The sequence below is a fragment of the Limnobacter thiooxidans genome (assembly GCF_036323495.1).
Classification (GTDB): Bacteria; Pseudomonadota; Gammaproteobacteria; order Burkholderiales; family Burkholderiaceae_B; genus Limnobacter; species Limnobacter thiooxidans.
Genome location: NZ_AP028947.1, coordinates 998393 through 1013484, shown reverse-complemented (window position 1 = coordinate 1013484; position 15092 = coordinate 998393). Strand labels below are relative to the sequence as shown.

Here is a 15092-nt window from a genome sequence, read left to right as displayed (position 1 = left end):
CAATTACTCCGCCAGCCGGGAAGCATCCGCCTCAATTCCAACTTCCTTGGGCGGCATCTTGCGGCCGATGTGCTTTTCATTGCGCATTTTCGCCAACTGAATCTGCTTCTGGCGTTCACCGAAACGGCTTTTTTGGTCTTCAGTCAACGAATCGTAGCAATGCGGACAACCCACGCCCTGGATGTACTTGTCGCTTTGCTTTTCTTCTTCAGTAATCGGCATACGGCATGCATGGCAAAGTTCATAGGTGCCAATCTGCAAACCATGGGTCACGGACACGCGCTGGTCAAACACGAAACATTCGCCTTTCCACATGCTTTGTTCCTGGGGCACTTCCTCCAGGTACTTCAGGATACCGCCCTCAAGGTGATAGACCTCGTCAAATCCCTGCTCCAGCATGTAGGCCGTGGATTTTTCACAGCGAATGCCCCCCGTGCAAAACATCGCAATTTTCTTGGGACGTTTTTCAGCTGGCAGACTTTTGAGGTTTTTCTCGATCCATTCCGGAAACTGTCTGAAGGTATCAGTGGCAGGATCAAGCGCCCCTTCGAACGTACCGATGGCATATTCATAGCTGTTGCGTGTGTCGATCACCAAGGTGTCCGGGTCCTGAATCAAGGCGTTCCAGTCGGCAGGTTTTACATATCGACCCACCAGGCGGTTGGGATCAATCCCGTCTTTGCCCATGGTCACAATTTCCCGCTTCAACTTCACTTTCATGCGTGTGAATGCCTGATCGGGCGCGATGGAATACTTGGGTGCAAGATCCGCAAACCGCGAATCAGCCCACAAAAAATTCATCAAGGCCACGATGCCCGCGCGCGGCGCACTGACCGTGCCGTTAATTCCTTCCGTGGCCAGCAACAAGGTGCCCAGCACGCTGTTCTGGTTACACAGTTCTTCCAGTTGCGGTTTCAGTTCCTCGAAATCGGGCAAGCTGACAAACTTGTACAGGGCCGCAACCACGATTTGATCAGTTCCGGGAATAGAAGCTTCGGTCATCGACATGGCAATTCTTTCAATTAGTGTTCGCGTAGCCTCTTATTGTAACCGAGGCCACCGCTTTGCCCAATCGGCCCAATTCGGCGAAAAACCCAAACAGGCACGCCTTTGGTAAACTGAACACCACGCCATCTGGCCCCGCACTTCAATAAAAGAACAGTCAACATGAATGCCTTCTGGATTTTGGTCCTACTGATTTTGGTTTCCGGCTTTTTCGCACTTTCGGAAATGGCCTTGGCCTCCAGCCGCCGCTCCAAATTGCAAGCCATGGCCGATGCAGGTAACCACAAAGCTGGCATCGCCTTGGATATCATGGGCAACCCCAGCCGCCTGCTGGCCGCCACCCAAACCGGCATTACAGCAGCCGCCCTACTAATGGGTATTTATGGTGAGTCTGCCCTCACAGCGACTTTCCAACATTACATCGACCTGTATTTTCCGACCCTAACCGACTGGGCCGACACGATTTCATTTGCGGTCACCATTGCACTGGTCACTGGCTTTTCCATCATTTTCGGTGAAATCGTGCCCAAGCGGCTGGCCATCGCCAACCCGGAAGTGGTGGCGGCCTTCTGTGCACCCTTCATGTCAATTTTCCTGAAAGTGCTCAGCCCCGCCATCGCCTTGCTGTCCAAGGGTTCCGACCTGGTTCTCAGCTTCATCCCGTTCAAGGCGGCCCCTGCGGTCAGCACCATTGAAGAGATTCAGGCTTTCCTTGATGAAGGCGCCAAAACCGGCATGCTGGCACCTGAAGAACGCCACCTGATGAGCAACGTGCTGCGCCTTGAAGACCGCCGACTGGCTTCGGTCATGACACCGGTCAGCGACATTGCTTACCTCGACTTGAACGCCCCCCGTGAAGACAACCTGCGCCTGCTTCGCGAAGCACCCCATTCCATGCTGCCCATCTGCAAAGGCAGTTTGCAACAGGTCATCGGGGTGGCAGAAAGCCATGACATCTTGCAGGCCGCCATGGAAGGCGACATTGATTTCGCCGAAATTCCGCTTCAAAACGCCCTGTTTGTGCCCGCATCGCTCACGCTGGTTGATTTGCTGCGAACATTTCGGCAACAGAAAAAAACCTTCGCGTTTGTAGTGAGCGAATTTGGCATGACCGAAGGTATTGTCACCATTGATGACGTGCTTTCCAGCGTGGTGGGCGACATGATGCCCATGATGGACACGCCCGAAGAATCACTGGCCGTGCGCCGCGAGGACGGATCCTGGCTGTTGGACGGGCTGTTGCCCATCGACGAAATGAAAATCAAGCTCGGCATTCGCGATTTGCCACAAGAGGCCTTGGGCAACTTTCACACCGTGGGTGGTTTCGTGCTGGCCTCGCTGGGCCGGATTCCGAAAAAAACGGAAAAATTTGACTGGAACGACTGGCGCTTTGAAGTGGTGGATGTGGATAGAAACAGGGTGGACCAGGTACTGGCCACCCCGAAACTAGCGTCTTAAAACCGCATCAAAACCAGTGGATTGAGGACAAGCGCCTGTTACGCACCGGCCCTGGGGTTCAAACCCTTGGGCATTGGAAACGCAATGTTTTCCTCGACACCTTCCAGATTACGCACCGACAAGGCGCCCCACTCTTTCAGGCGTTTCACCACACCTTGCACTAAATGTTCGGGCGCAGATGCGCCAGCAGTAAGCCCGATGTGCTTCACATTGTCAAACCAGCCCTTCTCCAGGCTGTCCGCGTTCTCGATCAATTTGGCCGGCACGCCGAGCTTTTCAGCCACCTCGCGCAAGCGGTTGGAATTCGAGCTGCTTGGGCTGCCCACCACCAGTACCAAGTCCACCTGGCGAGCCATGAACTTCACTGCATCCTGCCGGTTCTGGGTGGCATAACAAATGTCAGCTTTCTTGGGTTCGCGAATGTCGGGAAACTTTGCTTTCAACGCAGCGATTACACGAGACGCGTCGTCCACACTCAGGGTAGTCTGCGTCACAAAAGCCAGCTGTGTGCCTTCTGCAATGTGAAGCTTATTCACATCTTCTTCAGTTTCCACCAGGTAAATGCCGTCCTTGACCTGACCCATGGTGCCTTCCACTTCGGGGTGACCTTCGTGACCAATCATGATGATCTCGCAGCCCTGTGCACGCATTTTGCTCACTTCCACGTGCACCTTGGTCACCAATGGGCAGGTGGCGTCAAACACTTTCAAGCCAAGGCCCTCGGCTTGCACGCGCACGTCCTGCGACACGCCATGCGCTGAAAACACCACGGTAGAACCGGTGGGGACGTCTTCCAGCTCATCGACAAAAATCGCGCCCTTGTTGCGCAGGTCTTCCACCACCGTCTTGTTGTGAACAATTTCATGCTTCACATAAATGGGCGCACCAAACTGCTGCAAAGCACGTTCCACAATTTCAATGGCACGGTCAACGCCGGCGCAAAAACCGCGCGGCTGGGCCAGGCTGATTTCCATACTCACCTCACAACACCCCAATCAACTGCACTTCAAAAGTCAGCGCCTTGCCGGCCAAGGGGTGGTTAAAGTCAAACAAAATATCGTCTTCACGCTCTTCGACCACGGTGCCTGCAAACTGGCCGCCATCGGGTGCGGGAAAATGCACGAACTCGCCCGGCTCGAAGGTCGTGCCTTCCTCGGCATACTTCGACAACAGGGCCTTGGTCACTGGGCGATACAAATCCGGGTTGATGTCACCATAACCACTGCCGGCAGGCAAAGTGAAAGTGTCACGCTGGCCTGCCTGCATTCCATACAGGCAACGTTCAAGGCCCTCGGCCAACTGCCCGGCACCAATTGACAAAGTGGCGGGCTTGTCTTCAAAGGTAGACACAATCACCTGCTGGCTGTCGGCCAGGCGAATGCGGTAATGCAGTGTCACAAAAGAAGATTCGTTCACCACGGGTTTGGGCTGTACTGCGTCGGTCATGTCAACATCCTGAAATCATTTCAAAAACGCCTCTATTCTACGCCTTTGAATACCTCCCGGCAGTCGACGGCAGCCTGTCGGTACAACGGAACTGTGGTGCAGGCCCATGCCACCTAAATGCTTTTCAGGTTTCATCAATGAGTATTCAAAGCTGGCCCAAACACGATCGCCCCCGTGAGCGTTTGATCAAACAAGGCGCACAAGCCCTTTCCGACGCTGAACTGTTGGCGATTTTCCTGCGCACCGGCTTGCCAGGAAAAAGTGCGGTTGACCTGGCCCGTGAAATGATCGCCCAATTTGGCGGCCTGCAAAATTTGAACAGGGTGTCGCTGACAGACTGGGTTCAAGTCCGCGGCCTTGGCGAAGCCAAGTATGCCCAATTGCGTGCCTGCCTGGAAATGGCCAAGCGCTGCCTGAGCCATGAACTGCAAGACCCATCGACCAACCTGCTTGCTTCCCCGGAGCGGTTTGAACAGTTTGTGCGCGCCCAAATTGGGTTGAGCGACATTGAAAACTTCATGGCCATTGCGCTGGACAGCCAATTAAAAGTACTGGATCACAAGATACTGTCCAGCGGCACAGTGAACAAAACCGCTGTTTTTCCACGGGAAGTATTGAAATTCGCCATTCATACCAATGCCCCGCGCATCATGGTGGCCCACAACCACCCCAGTAACTGTTGCACGCCCAGCAGCGCAGACGATCGGCTCACCCGCGAATTGCACTCAGCCCTGGCACTGGTTGATATAGAATTGGTAGACCATTTGGTAGTGGGTCCCAGCACCGGTTACTCTTATCGAATGAACAACCGCCCACCTTTTTGATTTTTTCCCGAAGATCGAACAATTGCCCACCTTTTTGATCTTTTTAACAAAAAGGGCTGGGCAAAAGTTTCCCAATTGGTTACAATCTTGGACTTCGCCGCAAATCCATGGCTTTTCCATTTTCGCCGTGTGATTTTGCAGATACACTAATTTGCTGAATTTTTTGGGGTCATCATGGCTCGCGTATGTCAAGTAACGGGTAAGCGCCCGATGGTCGGAAACAAAGTTTCCCACGCCAACAACAAAACAAAACGTCGTTTCCTGCCTAACTTGCAGTCACGCAAGTTCTGGGTTGAAAGCGAAAACCGCTGGGTTCGCCTGCGTCTAACAAACAACGCACTGCGCACGATCGACAAAAACGGCATCGACTCCGTTTTGGCTGATCTTCGTGCACGTGGCGAAATCTAAGCAGGAGTAAATCATGGCTAAAGGCGGTCGCGAAAAAATCAAACTCGAATCTTCTGCAGGTACTGGTCACTTCTACACCACGACCAAGAACAAGCGTACGAAGCCCGAGAAAATTGAAATCATGAAATACGATCCAGTGGTTCGTAAGCATGTGTCATACAAAGAAACCAAGCTGAAGTAATTCGATTACCTTCACTGTTTCTACAGAAACCCGCTACTGAAATTCAGAGCGGGTTTTTTGTTGCCTCCATTCCATCAGAGTTCTTGCGAAGCGCATACCCCTCAGTCGTCTTCACGGCGCATACCGCTCCGTCGTTTTCAGGGCGCATGTCGCTCTCTGTTTACTCAGGCGCATGCCCTACTTCCGCCAGAAAGCCTGTTGATCCCTTTTTTGAACGTCACACTGACTCACCTTGGTTCGGCAAAACACATGGCCGAACCCGGTGTCGGCTGATCGCCGAACGTTGCGTGCGAATTCAAAACGGGCAGGCTTTCCTGAATGGCGGTGCGAGGGCAATGCTGCCTTCGCAAACAGAACGGTCAGCACCTGCAACTCGCCGGCTTGCGGCTTGCGGCTTGCGGCTTGCGGCGTTGATTGTGTCACGAGCTCTAACCGGCGCAAGTTCGCAGGCAGTGAGGTGTTTGTTTGCTGCATCATCTTGCCGATTCAGGGCAAGGCTTCCCGGCTGATTCGCAGCGCGGGGCGATTGCGCAAGCAATCGATGCGAAGACGCGCAAGCGTTTCGCACACCCTAAGCCAGAATCAACAAGACGGGAAACAAGCCTTGTCCAAGGCAAGATGAGTAGCAACGAACACCGAGCAAAGCCTGCGCAACAAAAGCACTGGTGAGTAGCAACAAACACCGAACAAGCAAGGCGAAAAAAAACCGCTGATCGCAACCAGCGGTTTTTTCATTCAGCCTAAGCTACGATCAGCGCATCAAGCCGCGTAGCGACGAATGCGGATTGACATTTCTTCCAGCCAGCGAATGCCGCTTTGCTCAGCACGCTCGCACCAGGCTTGCAACTGAACAAGCATCTGCTCACGGCTCAAATTGGTTTTTTCCCAAATCTGACGCAATTCAGCACGCATTTCAACCAGGGTATTGATCACCTTGGACTGCGCACACAGCTGGGCCAACTCGGCACGCTGCACGTCGCACAGCTTGCTTTCGTCAATCGACAACAGCTTGGTACCTTTGGACAGCACTTTGCGTTCTTGTGCATTCGCAGCTTTCTGCTTCAAGGCACCCGCTTCGGAGCGGAAGGCTTTGCGCATTGAACTGGCGTAACGGGCCATCACGTCGTAGCGGTGGTTCACCACCGCCTGAACGGTCGCCAGGTTCAGCACCGGCTTGCTTTCCGATGAAAACTTGGGCGATTCAGCCACTTTCTTTACCTTGGCCAAACCGAGGAAACTGAAAATCTTGATGTACATCCAGCCAATGTCGAACTCGTACCACTTGTTGCTCAGCTTGGCCGAGGTGGCATGGGTGTGGTGGTTGTTGTGCAACTCCTCACCACCGATCAGGATACCGAATGGGGAGATGTTACGGCTTGCGTCAGGGCAATCGAAGTTGCGGTAACCCCAGTAGTGGCCGATACCATTGATCACACCAGCGGCCAGAACAGGAATCCACAACATCTGGATGGCCCAAATGCTCACGCCTGGGAAACCAAACAAAATAAAGCTCAGCACCAGAGTAAAACCAACACCCTGCCAAGGGAAACGCTCGTACACCTGGAACTCCAGGAAGTCAGCGGGAGTGCCATGGCTGTATTTGGCCAGTGTTTCCTGGTTCTTGGATTCGGCACGATACAACTCGGCACCGCGCCAGAACACAGTTTTCAAACCACGGGTTTGCGGGCTGTGGGGGTCATCGGGTGTTTCACACTTGGCGTGGTGCTTGCGGTGAATCGCAGCCCATGCACGCGTGCTCATGCCGGTGGTCAGCCACAGCCAGGCGCGGAAAAAATGCGCCAGTGCAGGGTGGACTTCCAAAGCACGGTGGGCCTGGCAACGGTGCAAATACACGGTTACAGCCACAATCGTGATGTGGGTTACGATCAGGGTATAAATCACCATCTGGAGCACGGATGCACCGGTAATTCCCGAGGTCAGAAATTCAATCATATTCACAAACTCTCAACAGGTCGTCTTTCAAAGGTTACGGCCATCTCGTCTTGCTTCTGAAGGAGCCGTATCATATTTTCAGTGTACAAGTGTACTTTCAAACCCGAAACACATTTGGAATTTATATTCAGTTCAGGCTTTGGAACGTTGTAACACTGCTGCAAAAAAGCCATCCGACTCACCGTCTTCTGGCCACAACCGAAGCATGTCATCGGTCGTGTTTGCCTTCACAGGCCGCTCTCCGGGGTTAAGCACCTCGGTCCAGCGGCGAAGCCGGAATTCGGGGTTGCTTTCCAGAAATGCATTAACAATGTCTTCATTCTCATCACGAAGAACACTGCATGTAATGTAAACAAGCCGTCCATCGGGTTTCACCAACTTAGCGGCATGCTCAATGATGGATTTTTGCTTCGCGGTCAATTCTGCCAGACTCTGCAAACTCTGTCTAAATTTAAGATCCGGGTTACGCCTCAAGGTGCCCATGCCACTGCAAGGCACATCGGTCACAACCCTGTCGGCCTTGCCAAAATACTTGTTCAGGCGTGGGTCAGCCTCATCGTTGATCACCATGGTGTAGAAGTTGCTCAGACCCGACCGTGCTGCGCGGGGCTTGAACTTCACCAGGCGCTTCTCCGATGTATCCAGCGCCACGATGCGACCGGTGTTCTTCATCTGAGCGCCAATTGCAAGCGTTTTACCACCTGCGCCAGCACAGAAATCGATCACCAGGTCGCCACGGCGCGGTGCCACCAAGCGGCTAACCCACTGGCTACCGGCATCCTGCACTTCAAAGTAGCCTTCCTGAAACACCTCGGTTTTGCCCACAATGGGCTTACCCACTGCGCGCAAGCCTTCGGGCAGGCCCTCGATCGGGTTCACTTGAATACCCATATTGGTAAGCGCCGCCAACAAATCCGTGGTACTGGCTTTCACCGTGTTCACCCGCAAGTCAAGTGGCGCTGCGCTCAGTACAGCCTGTGAAAACGATTCTGCGCGTGACTCGCCAAACTGCTCGGCCAGCTTCAAGTAAAACCACTCGGGCAGGCAGGTTCGGGCCTCTACACCCAAATCATCGGCCGAAATATTGATTACGCGGCTTAACCACTCGTTGTCAGCCTGCTTGCCGGCGGACCAGATCTGCTCGGGCGCACCTGACCACAACAAAGCCAGCTTGGCCTGGCGAACCACTGAGGGGCCTTCGCCAGCCTGCGCCAAGTGGTTAATACGGTAGCGGTAGCGCAACCAGCAGTACACAGCCTCGGCCACCATGGGGCGATCGCGCCCACCCAACTCCGGGTGATCCTTGAAAAAGCGGGAAATTGCAGCGTCTGCCGGGCCTTCAAACTGGGCCAACAAGTCGATCAACTGTGCAACCGTGCTCACCAAGCCGTAGCGCGACTGTGCGCCCTGGCGCTCGACCTTGGAGTCGCGGCGGGTAGTGGGTTTGCGAAAGGGGGTGTTTTTAGTTGACCCGGCCATATATGAATTCCTGATTATTATTTAATTGCATGAATCAAAGGCAAGGTCAAAGTACCTTCAAGCCTTCCGTTCACTGATTTTATTTGCCCACTGGCCAATGCTGACAAGGCTCGGGGATAAATTTGATGTTCCAGCGCAAGTACGCGCGCTGCCAGCGTTTCAGGCGTATCACCCGGCAACACCAACAACATGGCCTGGTCCACGATCGGACCATGGTCCAACTCGGGGGTAACCAAATGAACGGTCACGCCATGCACCCGAACCCCCGCCTCCAAAGCCTGCTGGTGGGTTTTCAGACCCGGAAATGCAGGTAACAGCGAGGGGTGTATGTTCACCAGGCGACCCAAGTATCTGTTCACAAACCCTTCGGTAAGTACCCGCATGAAACCGGCCAACACCAGCCAGTCAGGCTGATATTCGTCAATCAGGTCCGCCAAGGCTGCATCAAAAGCTTCCCGGCTTTCATATTCAGTGTGGTCCAGAACAGCAGTGTCCAGCCCGGCGGTTTTTGCCAATGCCAAGCCAGCCGCATTTGGGCGGTTGGAAATGACTGCACAAATTTGGTAAGCCCCGGTCTGTTTGGCGTGATCGATCAGGGCATTCAAGTTTGAACCCCGCCCCGAGATCAGAATGACGACGGAAGGTGTGGAATTTTGCATGGCTCGAGTTTATCACTGTGCGGGCGAAAAAGCCTTAATTTTAATGATTCCGGCCTTATAATGACCGGTTGTTTTGCAACCACTAACGAGCCGAATCACGCGGTATGAAAATCATTCGTCGCCCCCGGCCACACACATTCACCCAAGGCACTGCGCTTACCATTGGCAATTTCGACGGCGTTCATTCCGGCCATGCCGAGTTGTTCCGCCGCGTTGTTGCCGTCGCGCGGGCGCAGGGCCTGGTACCCACTGTGGTCACCTTTCACCCGCACCCCAAAGAATTTTTCAGCAGCAGCTTCAAACTCAACCGAATTTCGACGCTGCGCGACAGAATGATCGAGATGAAGCGTTGCGGCATTGAGCAAGTGTGCATCCTGCCGTTCGACAAAGCCATGGCGGCCCTCAGTCCGCAAGAATTCGTGCAAGAGATTTTGCTGAATCGCCTGAATGCCAAACAGGTCTGGGTGGGTGACGACTTTCGATTCGGTGCAAAACGCGCCGGCGACTTTGCACTGCTCAAACAACTGGGTGATGCACAGGGCTTTGTCGTCAACGACCTGGCCGAGGTTCAGAGCAACGGCACACGTGTCTCCAGCTCCAACATTCGAGAGGCTTTGAAGGCAGGCAACGTACCCCAGGCCGTCCAGATGCTGGGCCACCCACTGGTGTATTCCGGGCACATCATTCACGGCAAAAAGCTGGGCCGTACGCTTGGCTTTCCCACCATGAACCTGAAAATCACCGGGCGCGCCAGCGCGCTGACCGGCATTCTGGCCGTGTGGGTGCATGGATTGGAAGACAAACCCCTGCCGGCTGTTGCCAGCATGGGCGTTCGCCCCACCGTGGAAGAATCCGATCAGATTTTGCTGGAAACCTTTATTCCAGACTGGCAAGGCAATGCCTATGGCAAGCTGCTGCGCATTGAAGTGCTGGCCCACATACGCCCGGAACAACACTTCGATTCGCTAGACACCATGGTGACCCAGATGCACCAGGACACGGCAAAAGCCATGGCCCTGCTGGCCGCCAATCAACCCCAGATTTCAAACACAGGCTGTTAACCCGACATGGATTACAAGAACACACTCAACCTGCCCGACACGCCCTTCCCCATGCGCGGCAACCTGCCCGCCCGGGAACCAAACTGGGTTGAAAAATGGTGCAAGGAAGACCTGTACAAGGCCATTCGCCAATCGAAAGCGGGTAAGCCCAAATTCGTGCTGCACGACGGCCCCCCCTACGCCAACGGTGATATTCACATTGGCCATGCGGTCAACAAGATCCTGAAAGACATCATTGTGAAGTGCCGTTGTTTGGCTGGTTACGACGCCCGCTATGTGCCGGGTTGGGACTGCCACGGCATGCCGATTGAAATCCAGATTGAAAAAACCCACGGCAAAGGCAAGCCCACGCTGGAAGTGCAGGAAAAAAGCCGCGCCTACGCCGCAGAACAGATTGAGCGCCAGAAGAAAGACTTCATCCGCCTGGGTGTGTTGGCTGACTGGGAGAACCCTTACAAGACCATGAACTTCAGCAACGAAGCCGATGAACTTCGCGCCTTGGGCAAGATCATGGAAAAAGGCTACGTATTCCGCGGCCTGAAGCCTGTGAACTGGTGTTTCGATTGCGGCTCAGCCTTGGCTGAAGCGGAAGTGGAATACAAGGACAAACAAGACATTGCTGTGGACGTGGGGTTTGCCTTCAACAAGGCAACCCTGGACAAGCTGGCCGCTGCATTCAACATGCCGCTGGCAACCCTGCAGGCCAAACCGGGACAACTAGTTATCTGGACCACCACCCCGTGGACGTTGCCTGCCAACCAGGCATTGAACATGCACCCGGAATTGGTCTACAGCCTGATCGATGTCGGCAGCAAATTCTTGCTACTGGCACAGGAACGTGTGAAGCCCTGCCTGGAAAGCTATGAACTACAGGGTTCAGAAGTTGCCACCACCACCGGTGCGGCACTGGAAGGCATTGCCTTTCACCACCCATTCTATGACCGCTTGAGCCCTGTGTATTTGGCCGACTATGTCAGCACCGACGCGGGCACCGGCATTGTGCATTGCTCCCCGGCTTATGGCGTAGACGACTTTTTGACCAGCAAGGCCTATGGCCTCAAAGACGCCGACATCATCAACCCGGTGATGGGCAACGGCCAGTATGTCGACTCGCTGCCCTTCTTCGGCGGCCTGCACATCTGGAAAGCCAACCCGCTGATCGTTGAAAAAATGATCGAGGTGGGTAGCCTCGTCAAGCAAGTCAAGTTTGGTCACAGCTACATGCACTGCTGGCGCCACAAGACACCGATTATTTATCGCGCCACTTCCCAGTGGTTCGCAGGCATGGACGTGAAATCGAACGACGGCTCAGGCAGCCTGCGTGAGAAAGCGCTGGCTGGTGTCGAAGCCACCGAGTTTTTCCCCGCCTGGGGCAAAGCCCGCCTGCACGCCATGATCGCCAACAGGCCCGACTGGACCTTGTCACGCCAACGCCAGTGGGGCGTGCCCATGGCGTTTCTGGTGCACCGTGAAACCGGTGAACTGCACCCTCGCACACCCGAGCTGATTGAAACCATTGCCCAGATGATCGAGCAAAAAGGCATCGAAGCCTGGCAACATGTTACGGTTGAAGAACTGATCGGCGATGACGCCAAAAACTACGTCAAGAACCCCGACACACTCGACGTGTGGTTCGATTCCGGCACCACGCATGAAACCGTGTTGCGGGGCAGCCATGCCGATGAAAGCCATTTCCCGGCTGACCTGTACCTTGAAGGTTCAGACCAGCACCGCGGCTGGTTCCATTCCAGTTTGCTCACCAGTTGCATGATCAATGGCGTACCGCCTTACAAGGCCCTGCTCACCCACGGTTTTGTGGTCGACGGCCAAGGCCGCAAAATGAGCAAATCAGTGGGCAACGTGATTGCACCCCAGCAAGTCACTGACAAAATGGGCGCGGAAATTTTGCGCCTGTGGGTTGCCAGTACCGATTACTCCGGTGAACTGACCATTTCCGATGAAATTTTGAAGCGCGTGGTGGAAAGCTATCGACGCATTCGCAACACGCTGCGCTTCTTGCTGGCCAATATTTCCGACTTTGATTTTGCAACGCAGGCTGTTGCAACGGCAGAACTTGCGGAAGTCGACCAGTACGCACTGGCCCTGGTCAGCAAGCTGCAAAGCGAATGTGAAGCGCACTACCAGAGCTACGAGTTTCACCCCATAGTCAGCAAGCTGCAGATTTTCTGCTCTGAAGACCTGGGCTCGTTCTATCTCGATGTGCTGAAAGACCGCCTGTACACCACCGGTGTGGATTCCAAATCACGGCGCAGTGCCCAAACCACGCTGTACCACATCACCCACGCCTTGTTGCGCCTGATGGCGCCGGTACTGAGCTTCACAGCCGAAGAAGCATGTGAAGTGATGGGCAATGTGGAAGCCTCGATTTTCTGCAACGAGTTTTACAAAGTACCCACTGTGGCCAATGCGGAATCATTGAGCAGCAAATGGGCTGGCTTGTTGGGACTGCGTGCAAGGGTTGTCAAAGAACTTGAGAACCTGCGTACAGAGGGGAAAATCGGTTCATCCCTGCAGGGTTCGGTCACATTGCATTTGCCCGAAGAACTTCATGCCGCCGCGGCTAGCTTGGGCGACGATCTGAAGTTCCTGTTCATTGTGTCCAGTGTGTCAATTTCAAAAGCCGATGTTGAAAAAATTGAGGTAAGCACGGCCACTGGCGAGAAATGCGAACGCTGCTGGCATGTCCGCGCAGACACAGGCGCCGACCCGCAACACCCGGGTGTGTGCGGGCGTTGCGTCAGCAACCTGTTTGGTGAAGGTGAGGTACGGAACCATGTCTAACAAGCAAACAAAAAAAGGCGCTTCGGCGCCGGCCCAAAAGGCAGCAAACCACTCGGGAAACAATGAACCAGTGGTCAAAAAATCCATCCTGCCCTGGATCGGTTTTTCCCTGCTCATCATTGTGCTCGACCAAATCACAAAGCTCTGGGTACAGGCCAAGCTTGACCTGGGGTCAGTGATTGAAGTCACCAGCTATTTCAACCTGGTGTATGTGCTGAACCCGGGTGCTGCCTTCAGCTTTTTGGCCGATCAAGAAGGGTGGCAAAAACACTTTCTGTCGGCTGTTGCTGTAGTCGCATCCGTCGTCATCGTATTCATGATGCGTTCATCCAGCCACAGAAAATTTGCCATGTTTTGCCTCGCCTGCATTTTGGGTGGTGCCTTGGGCAATCTTATTGATCGCTTGGCCCATGGTGCAGTCATCGATTTCCTGGACTTTTACATCCAGAATTATCACTGGCCGGCATTTAACGTTGCAGATGTGGCTATTTCAATCGGCGCAGTCGGCCTGATCGTGGACGAATTGTTTTTCAACAAGGAAAACAAAAGTCCACCCGCTAAAAAAGCTTAAGGTTCCATCACCATGCGCCCCGTTGAACTTCCCAAGCTTCCCGGTTTGAATGAACTTCGCGTGGTGCTGGGCGTTTGCGGTGGCATTGCCGCCTACAAGTCGGCCGAATTGGTGCGCCTGCTCATCAAACAAGGTTGCGATGTGCAAGTGGTCATGACCGAATCGGCCACCCGCTTCATCGCCCCGCTAACCTTTCAAGCCCTGTCGGGCAAACCCGTGCACGTGTCACAATGGCCAGCAGGAAACAACGACCGGGGCATGCCCCACATCGACATTTCCCGACAGGCTGATTTTTTACTGGTTGCCCCGTGCACTGCCAATTCCATGGCCAAATACGCGCATGGTTTTGCAGACAATCTGCTCGACAACTTGGTGTTGGCTCGCAACTGCCCATTGGCTATTGCACCAGCAATGAACGTGGAAATGTGGAACAACCCGGCAACACTTCGCAATGTGGCCCGCCTGCAAGCAGATGGCGTGCATGTATTTGGCCCTGCAGCGGGTGAACAAGCCTGTGGCGAAATCGGCAGTGGCCGCATGTTGGAACCCTTCGAGATTGTGCTGGAACTGGCCCGCGCGGTTGCTCCCAAGCCATTTGCAGGCAAGAAGATACTGATCACTGCAGGCCCCACATTTGAAGCCATTGACCCTGTGCGCGGAATCACCAACCGGTCCAGCGGCAAAATGGGCTATGCCCTGGCGCAGGCCGCCTGGTTGTTGGGCGCGGAAGTCACCTTGGTCAGTGGCCCTACCGCCCTGCCCGCACCCTATGGTGCACGCATGCTGCAGGTGCAGTCTGCGCGGCAAATGCACGCGGCCGTGTTCACCCACCTGGAGCAAGCCGACCTGTTTATCGGTGTGGCGGCTGTAGCCGACTACGGCATCAAAAACCCCAGCCTGTCCAAACAGAAAAAACAGGAAGGCCAGCCCGCCGGATTGAACATGGAGTTTGAGTTGAACCCCGACATCCTGGCGGAAGTGGGCCAACTGGCCAGTCAGCGAGCAAATCCACTGACCGTGGTGGGCTTTGCCGCCGAAACAGAAAACCTGGACGAATACGCCACCCGCAAATTGGCCAGCAAAAAAGCGCATTTCATTGTGGGCAATTTGGCGCAAGATGCCTTGGGTGCCGACCTTAGCGAACTGACCTTGTATAGTCCCACTGAAGCCCCAATTCGCCTCGAGAGGATGAGCAAGCTTCAGTCCGCCCAAGCACTACTCGCCCACCTTGCCCAACACGCCTGA

Annotated in this window: 15 protein-coding genes; 8 read left to right on the top strand and 7 right to left on the bottom strand. The window is 54.4% G+C overall.

Annotation, left to right across the window (positions count from 1 at the left end):
• Positions 1–3 precede the first annotated feature (3 nt).
• Positions 4–1008, bottom strand: a complete 1005-nt coding sequence (trhO, locus tag RGQ30_RS04615; RefSeq protein WP_130558109.1) for an oxygen-dependent tRNA uridine(34) hydroxylase TrhO — start codon at positions 1006–1008, stop codon at positions 4–6.
• A 159-nt stretch (positions 1009–1167) separates the two neighbouring features.
• Here trhO and RGQ30_RS04610 point away from each other — a divergent pair, with 159 nt between their 5' ends.
• Positions 1168–2463 carry a hemolysin family protein gene (locus RGQ30_RS04610; RefSeq protein ID WP_130558110.1) on the top strand — a complete coding sequence of 432 codons (1296 nt, stop codon included), beginning with the start codon at positions 1168–1170 and terminating at the stop codon, positions 2461–2463.
• 38 nt (positions 2464–2501) lie between these two features.
• Here RGQ30_RS04610 and ispH read toward each other — a convergent pair whose 3' ends face one another.
• Together ispH and RGQ30_RS04600 are read right to left on the bottom strand one after the other, a co-directional pair.
• Complete coding sequence (ispH, locus tag RGQ30_RS04605) at positions 2502–3437, bottom strand: 4-hydroxy-3-methylbut-2-enyl diphosphate reductase (protein WP_130558709.1); 936 nt, start codon at positions 3435–3437, stop codon at positions 2502–2504.
• Positions 3438–3444: 7 nt separating this feature from the next.
• On the bottom strand, positions 3445–3909 hold the full coding sequence (locus RGQ30_RS04600) for an FKBP-type peptidyl-prolyl cis-trans isomerase (RefSeq protein WP_130558111.1): 465 nt from the start codon (positions 3907–3909) through the stop codon (positions 3445–3447).
• Positions 3910–4046: 137 nt separating this feature from the next.
• Here RGQ30_RS04600 and radC point away from each other — a divergent pair, with 137 nt between their 5' ends.
• From radC to rpmG, 3 genes are all read left to right on the top strand, one after another.
• Positions 4047–4733, top strand: a complete 687-nt coding sequence (gene radC, locus RGQ30_RS04595; protein ID WP_130558112.1) for a RadC family protein — start codon at positions 4047–4049, stop codon at positions 4731–4733.
• A gap of 174 nt (positions 4734–4907) precedes the next feature.
• Positions 4908–5141 (top strand): 50S ribosomal protein L28, encoded by a 234-nt coding sequence (gene rpmB / locus RGQ30_RS04590; protein ID WP_130558113.1) that lies wholly within the window; start codon positions 4908–4910, stop codon positions 5139–5141.
• 13 nt (positions 5142–5154) lie between these two features.
• Positions 5155–5322, top strand: coding sequence for a 50S ribosomal protein L33 (gene rpmG / locus RGQ30_RS04585; protein ID WP_008253405.1), 168 nt, complete (start codon positions 5155–5157; stop codon positions 5320–5322).
• Positions 5323–5499: 177 nt separating this feature from the next.
• Here the strand turns inward: rpmG and RGQ30_RS04580 are convergent, their stop codons facing one another.
• The 4 genes from RGQ30_RS04580 to purN all read right to left on the bottom strand — a co-directional run bounded on the left by RGQ30_RS04580 (position 5500) and on the right by purN (position 9413).
• On the bottom strand, positions 5500–5745 hold the full coding sequence (locus RGQ30_RS04580; protein WP_130558114.1) for a hypothetical protein: 246 nt from the start codon (positions 5743–5745) through the stop codon (positions 5500–5502).
• A gap of 336 nt (positions 5746–6081) precedes the next feature.
• Entirely contained in the window at positions 6082–7275 is a 1194-nt protein-coding gene (locus RGQ30_RS04575; protein WP_130558115.1) for a DesA family fatty acid desaturase, read from the bottom strand.
• Positions 7276–7407: 132 nt separating this feature from the next.
• A complete protein-coding gene (locus RGQ30_RS04570; RefSeq protein WP_130558116.1) occupies positions 7408–8754 on the bottom strand; it encodes an RsmB/NOP family class I SAM-dependent RNA methyltransferase in 1347 nt (448 codons plus the stop codon).
• Between the two features lie 17 nt (positions 8755–8771).
• Positions 8772–9413: a phosphoribosylglycinamide formyltransferase gene (purN, locus tag RGQ30_RS04565; protein ID WP_130558117.1), complete on the bottom strand. Its 642-nt coding sequence runs from the start codon at positions 9411–9413 to the stop codon at positions 8772–8774.
• A gap of 104 nt (positions 9414–9517) precedes the next feature.
• Here purN and RGQ30_RS04560 point away from each other — a divergent pair, with 104 nt between their 5' ends.
• From RGQ30_RS04560 to coaBC, 4 genes are read left to right on the top strand one after another with little or no spacing between them, the layout of a single operon-like run.
• Positions 9518–10474, top strand: coding sequence for a bifunctional riboflavin kinase/FAD synthetase (locus RGQ30_RS04560; RefSeq protein ID WP_130558118.1), 957 nt, complete (start codon positions 9518–9520; stop codon positions 10472–10474).
• A 6-nt stretch (positions 10475–10480) separates the two neighbouring features.
• Positions 10481–13276 carry an isoleucine--tRNA ligase gene (gene ileS, locus RGQ30_RS04555; protein ID WP_130558119.1) on the top strand — a complete coding sequence of 932 codons (2796 nt, stop codon included), beginning with the start codon at positions 10481–10483 and terminating at the stop codon, positions 13274–13276.
• Entirely contained in the window at positions 13269–13847 is a 579-nt protein-coding gene (gene lspA / locus RGQ30_RS04550; protein ID WP_130558120.1) for a signal peptidase II, read from the top strand. The genes ileS and lspA overlap by 8 nt, the downstream gene beginning before the upstream one ends.
• Positions 13848–13859: 12 nt before the next feature.
• A complete protein-coding gene (gene coaBC, locus RGQ30_RS04545; RefSeq protein ID WP_338284808.1) occupies positions 13860–15092 on the top strand; it encodes a bifunctional phosphopantothenoylcysteine decarboxylase/phosphopantothenate--cysteine ligase CoaBC in 1233 nt (410 codons plus the stop codon).

Coding starts and splice junctions, on each gene's coding strand:
- ileS (WP_130558119.1), top strand. CDS start 10,481: ATGGATTACAAGAACACACTCAACCTGCCCGACACGCCCTTCCCCATG.
- ispH (WP_130558709.1), bottom strand. CDS start 3,437: ATGGAAATCAGCCTGGCCCAGCCGCGCGGTTTTTGCGCCGGCGTTGAC.
- rpmG (WP_008253405.1), top strand. CDS start 5,155: ATGGCTAAAGGCGGTCGCGAAAAAATCAAACTCGAATCTTCTGCAGGT.
- RGQ30_RS04575 (WP_130558115.1), bottom strand. CDS start 7,275: ATGATTGAATTTCTGACCTCGGGAATTACCGGTGCATCCGTGCTCCAG.
- lspA (WP_130558120.1), top strand. CDS start 13,269: ATGTCTAACAAGCAAACAAAAAAAGGCGCTTCGGCGCCGGCCCAAAAG.
- RGQ30_RS04610 (WP_130558110.1), top strand. CDS start 1,168: ATGAATGCCTTCTGGATTTTGGTCCTACTGATTTTGGTTTCCGGCTTT.
- trhO (WP_130558109.1), bottom strand. CDS start 1,008: ATGTCGATGACCGAAGCTTCTATTCCCGGAACTGATCAAATCGTGGTT.
- RGQ30_RS04600 (WP_130558111.1), bottom strand. CDS start 3,909: ATGACCGACGCAGTACAGCCCAAACCCGTGGTGAACGAATCTTCTTTT.
- coaBC (WP_338284808.1), top strand. CDS start 13,860: ATGCGCCCCGTTGAACTTCCCAAGCTTCCCGGTTTGAATGAACTTCGC.
- rpmB (WP_130558113.1), top strand. CDS start 4,908: ATGGCTCGCGTATGTCAAGTAACGGGTAAGCGCCCGATGGTCGGAAAC.
- purN (WP_130558117.1), bottom strand. CDS start 9,413: ATGCAAAATTCCACACCTTCCGTCGTCATTCTGATCTCGGGGCGGGGT.
- RGQ30_RS04570 (WP_130558116.1), bottom strand. CDS start 8,754: ATGGCCGGGTCAACTAAAAACACCCCCTTTCGCAAACCCACTACCCGC.
- radC (WP_130558112.1), top strand. CDS start 4,047: ATGAGTATTCAAAGCTGGCCCAAACACGATCGCCCCCGTGAGCGTTTG.
- RGQ30_RS04560 (WP_130558118.1), top strand. CDS start 9,518: ATGAAAATCATTCGTCGCCCCCGGCCACACACATTCACCCAAGGCACT.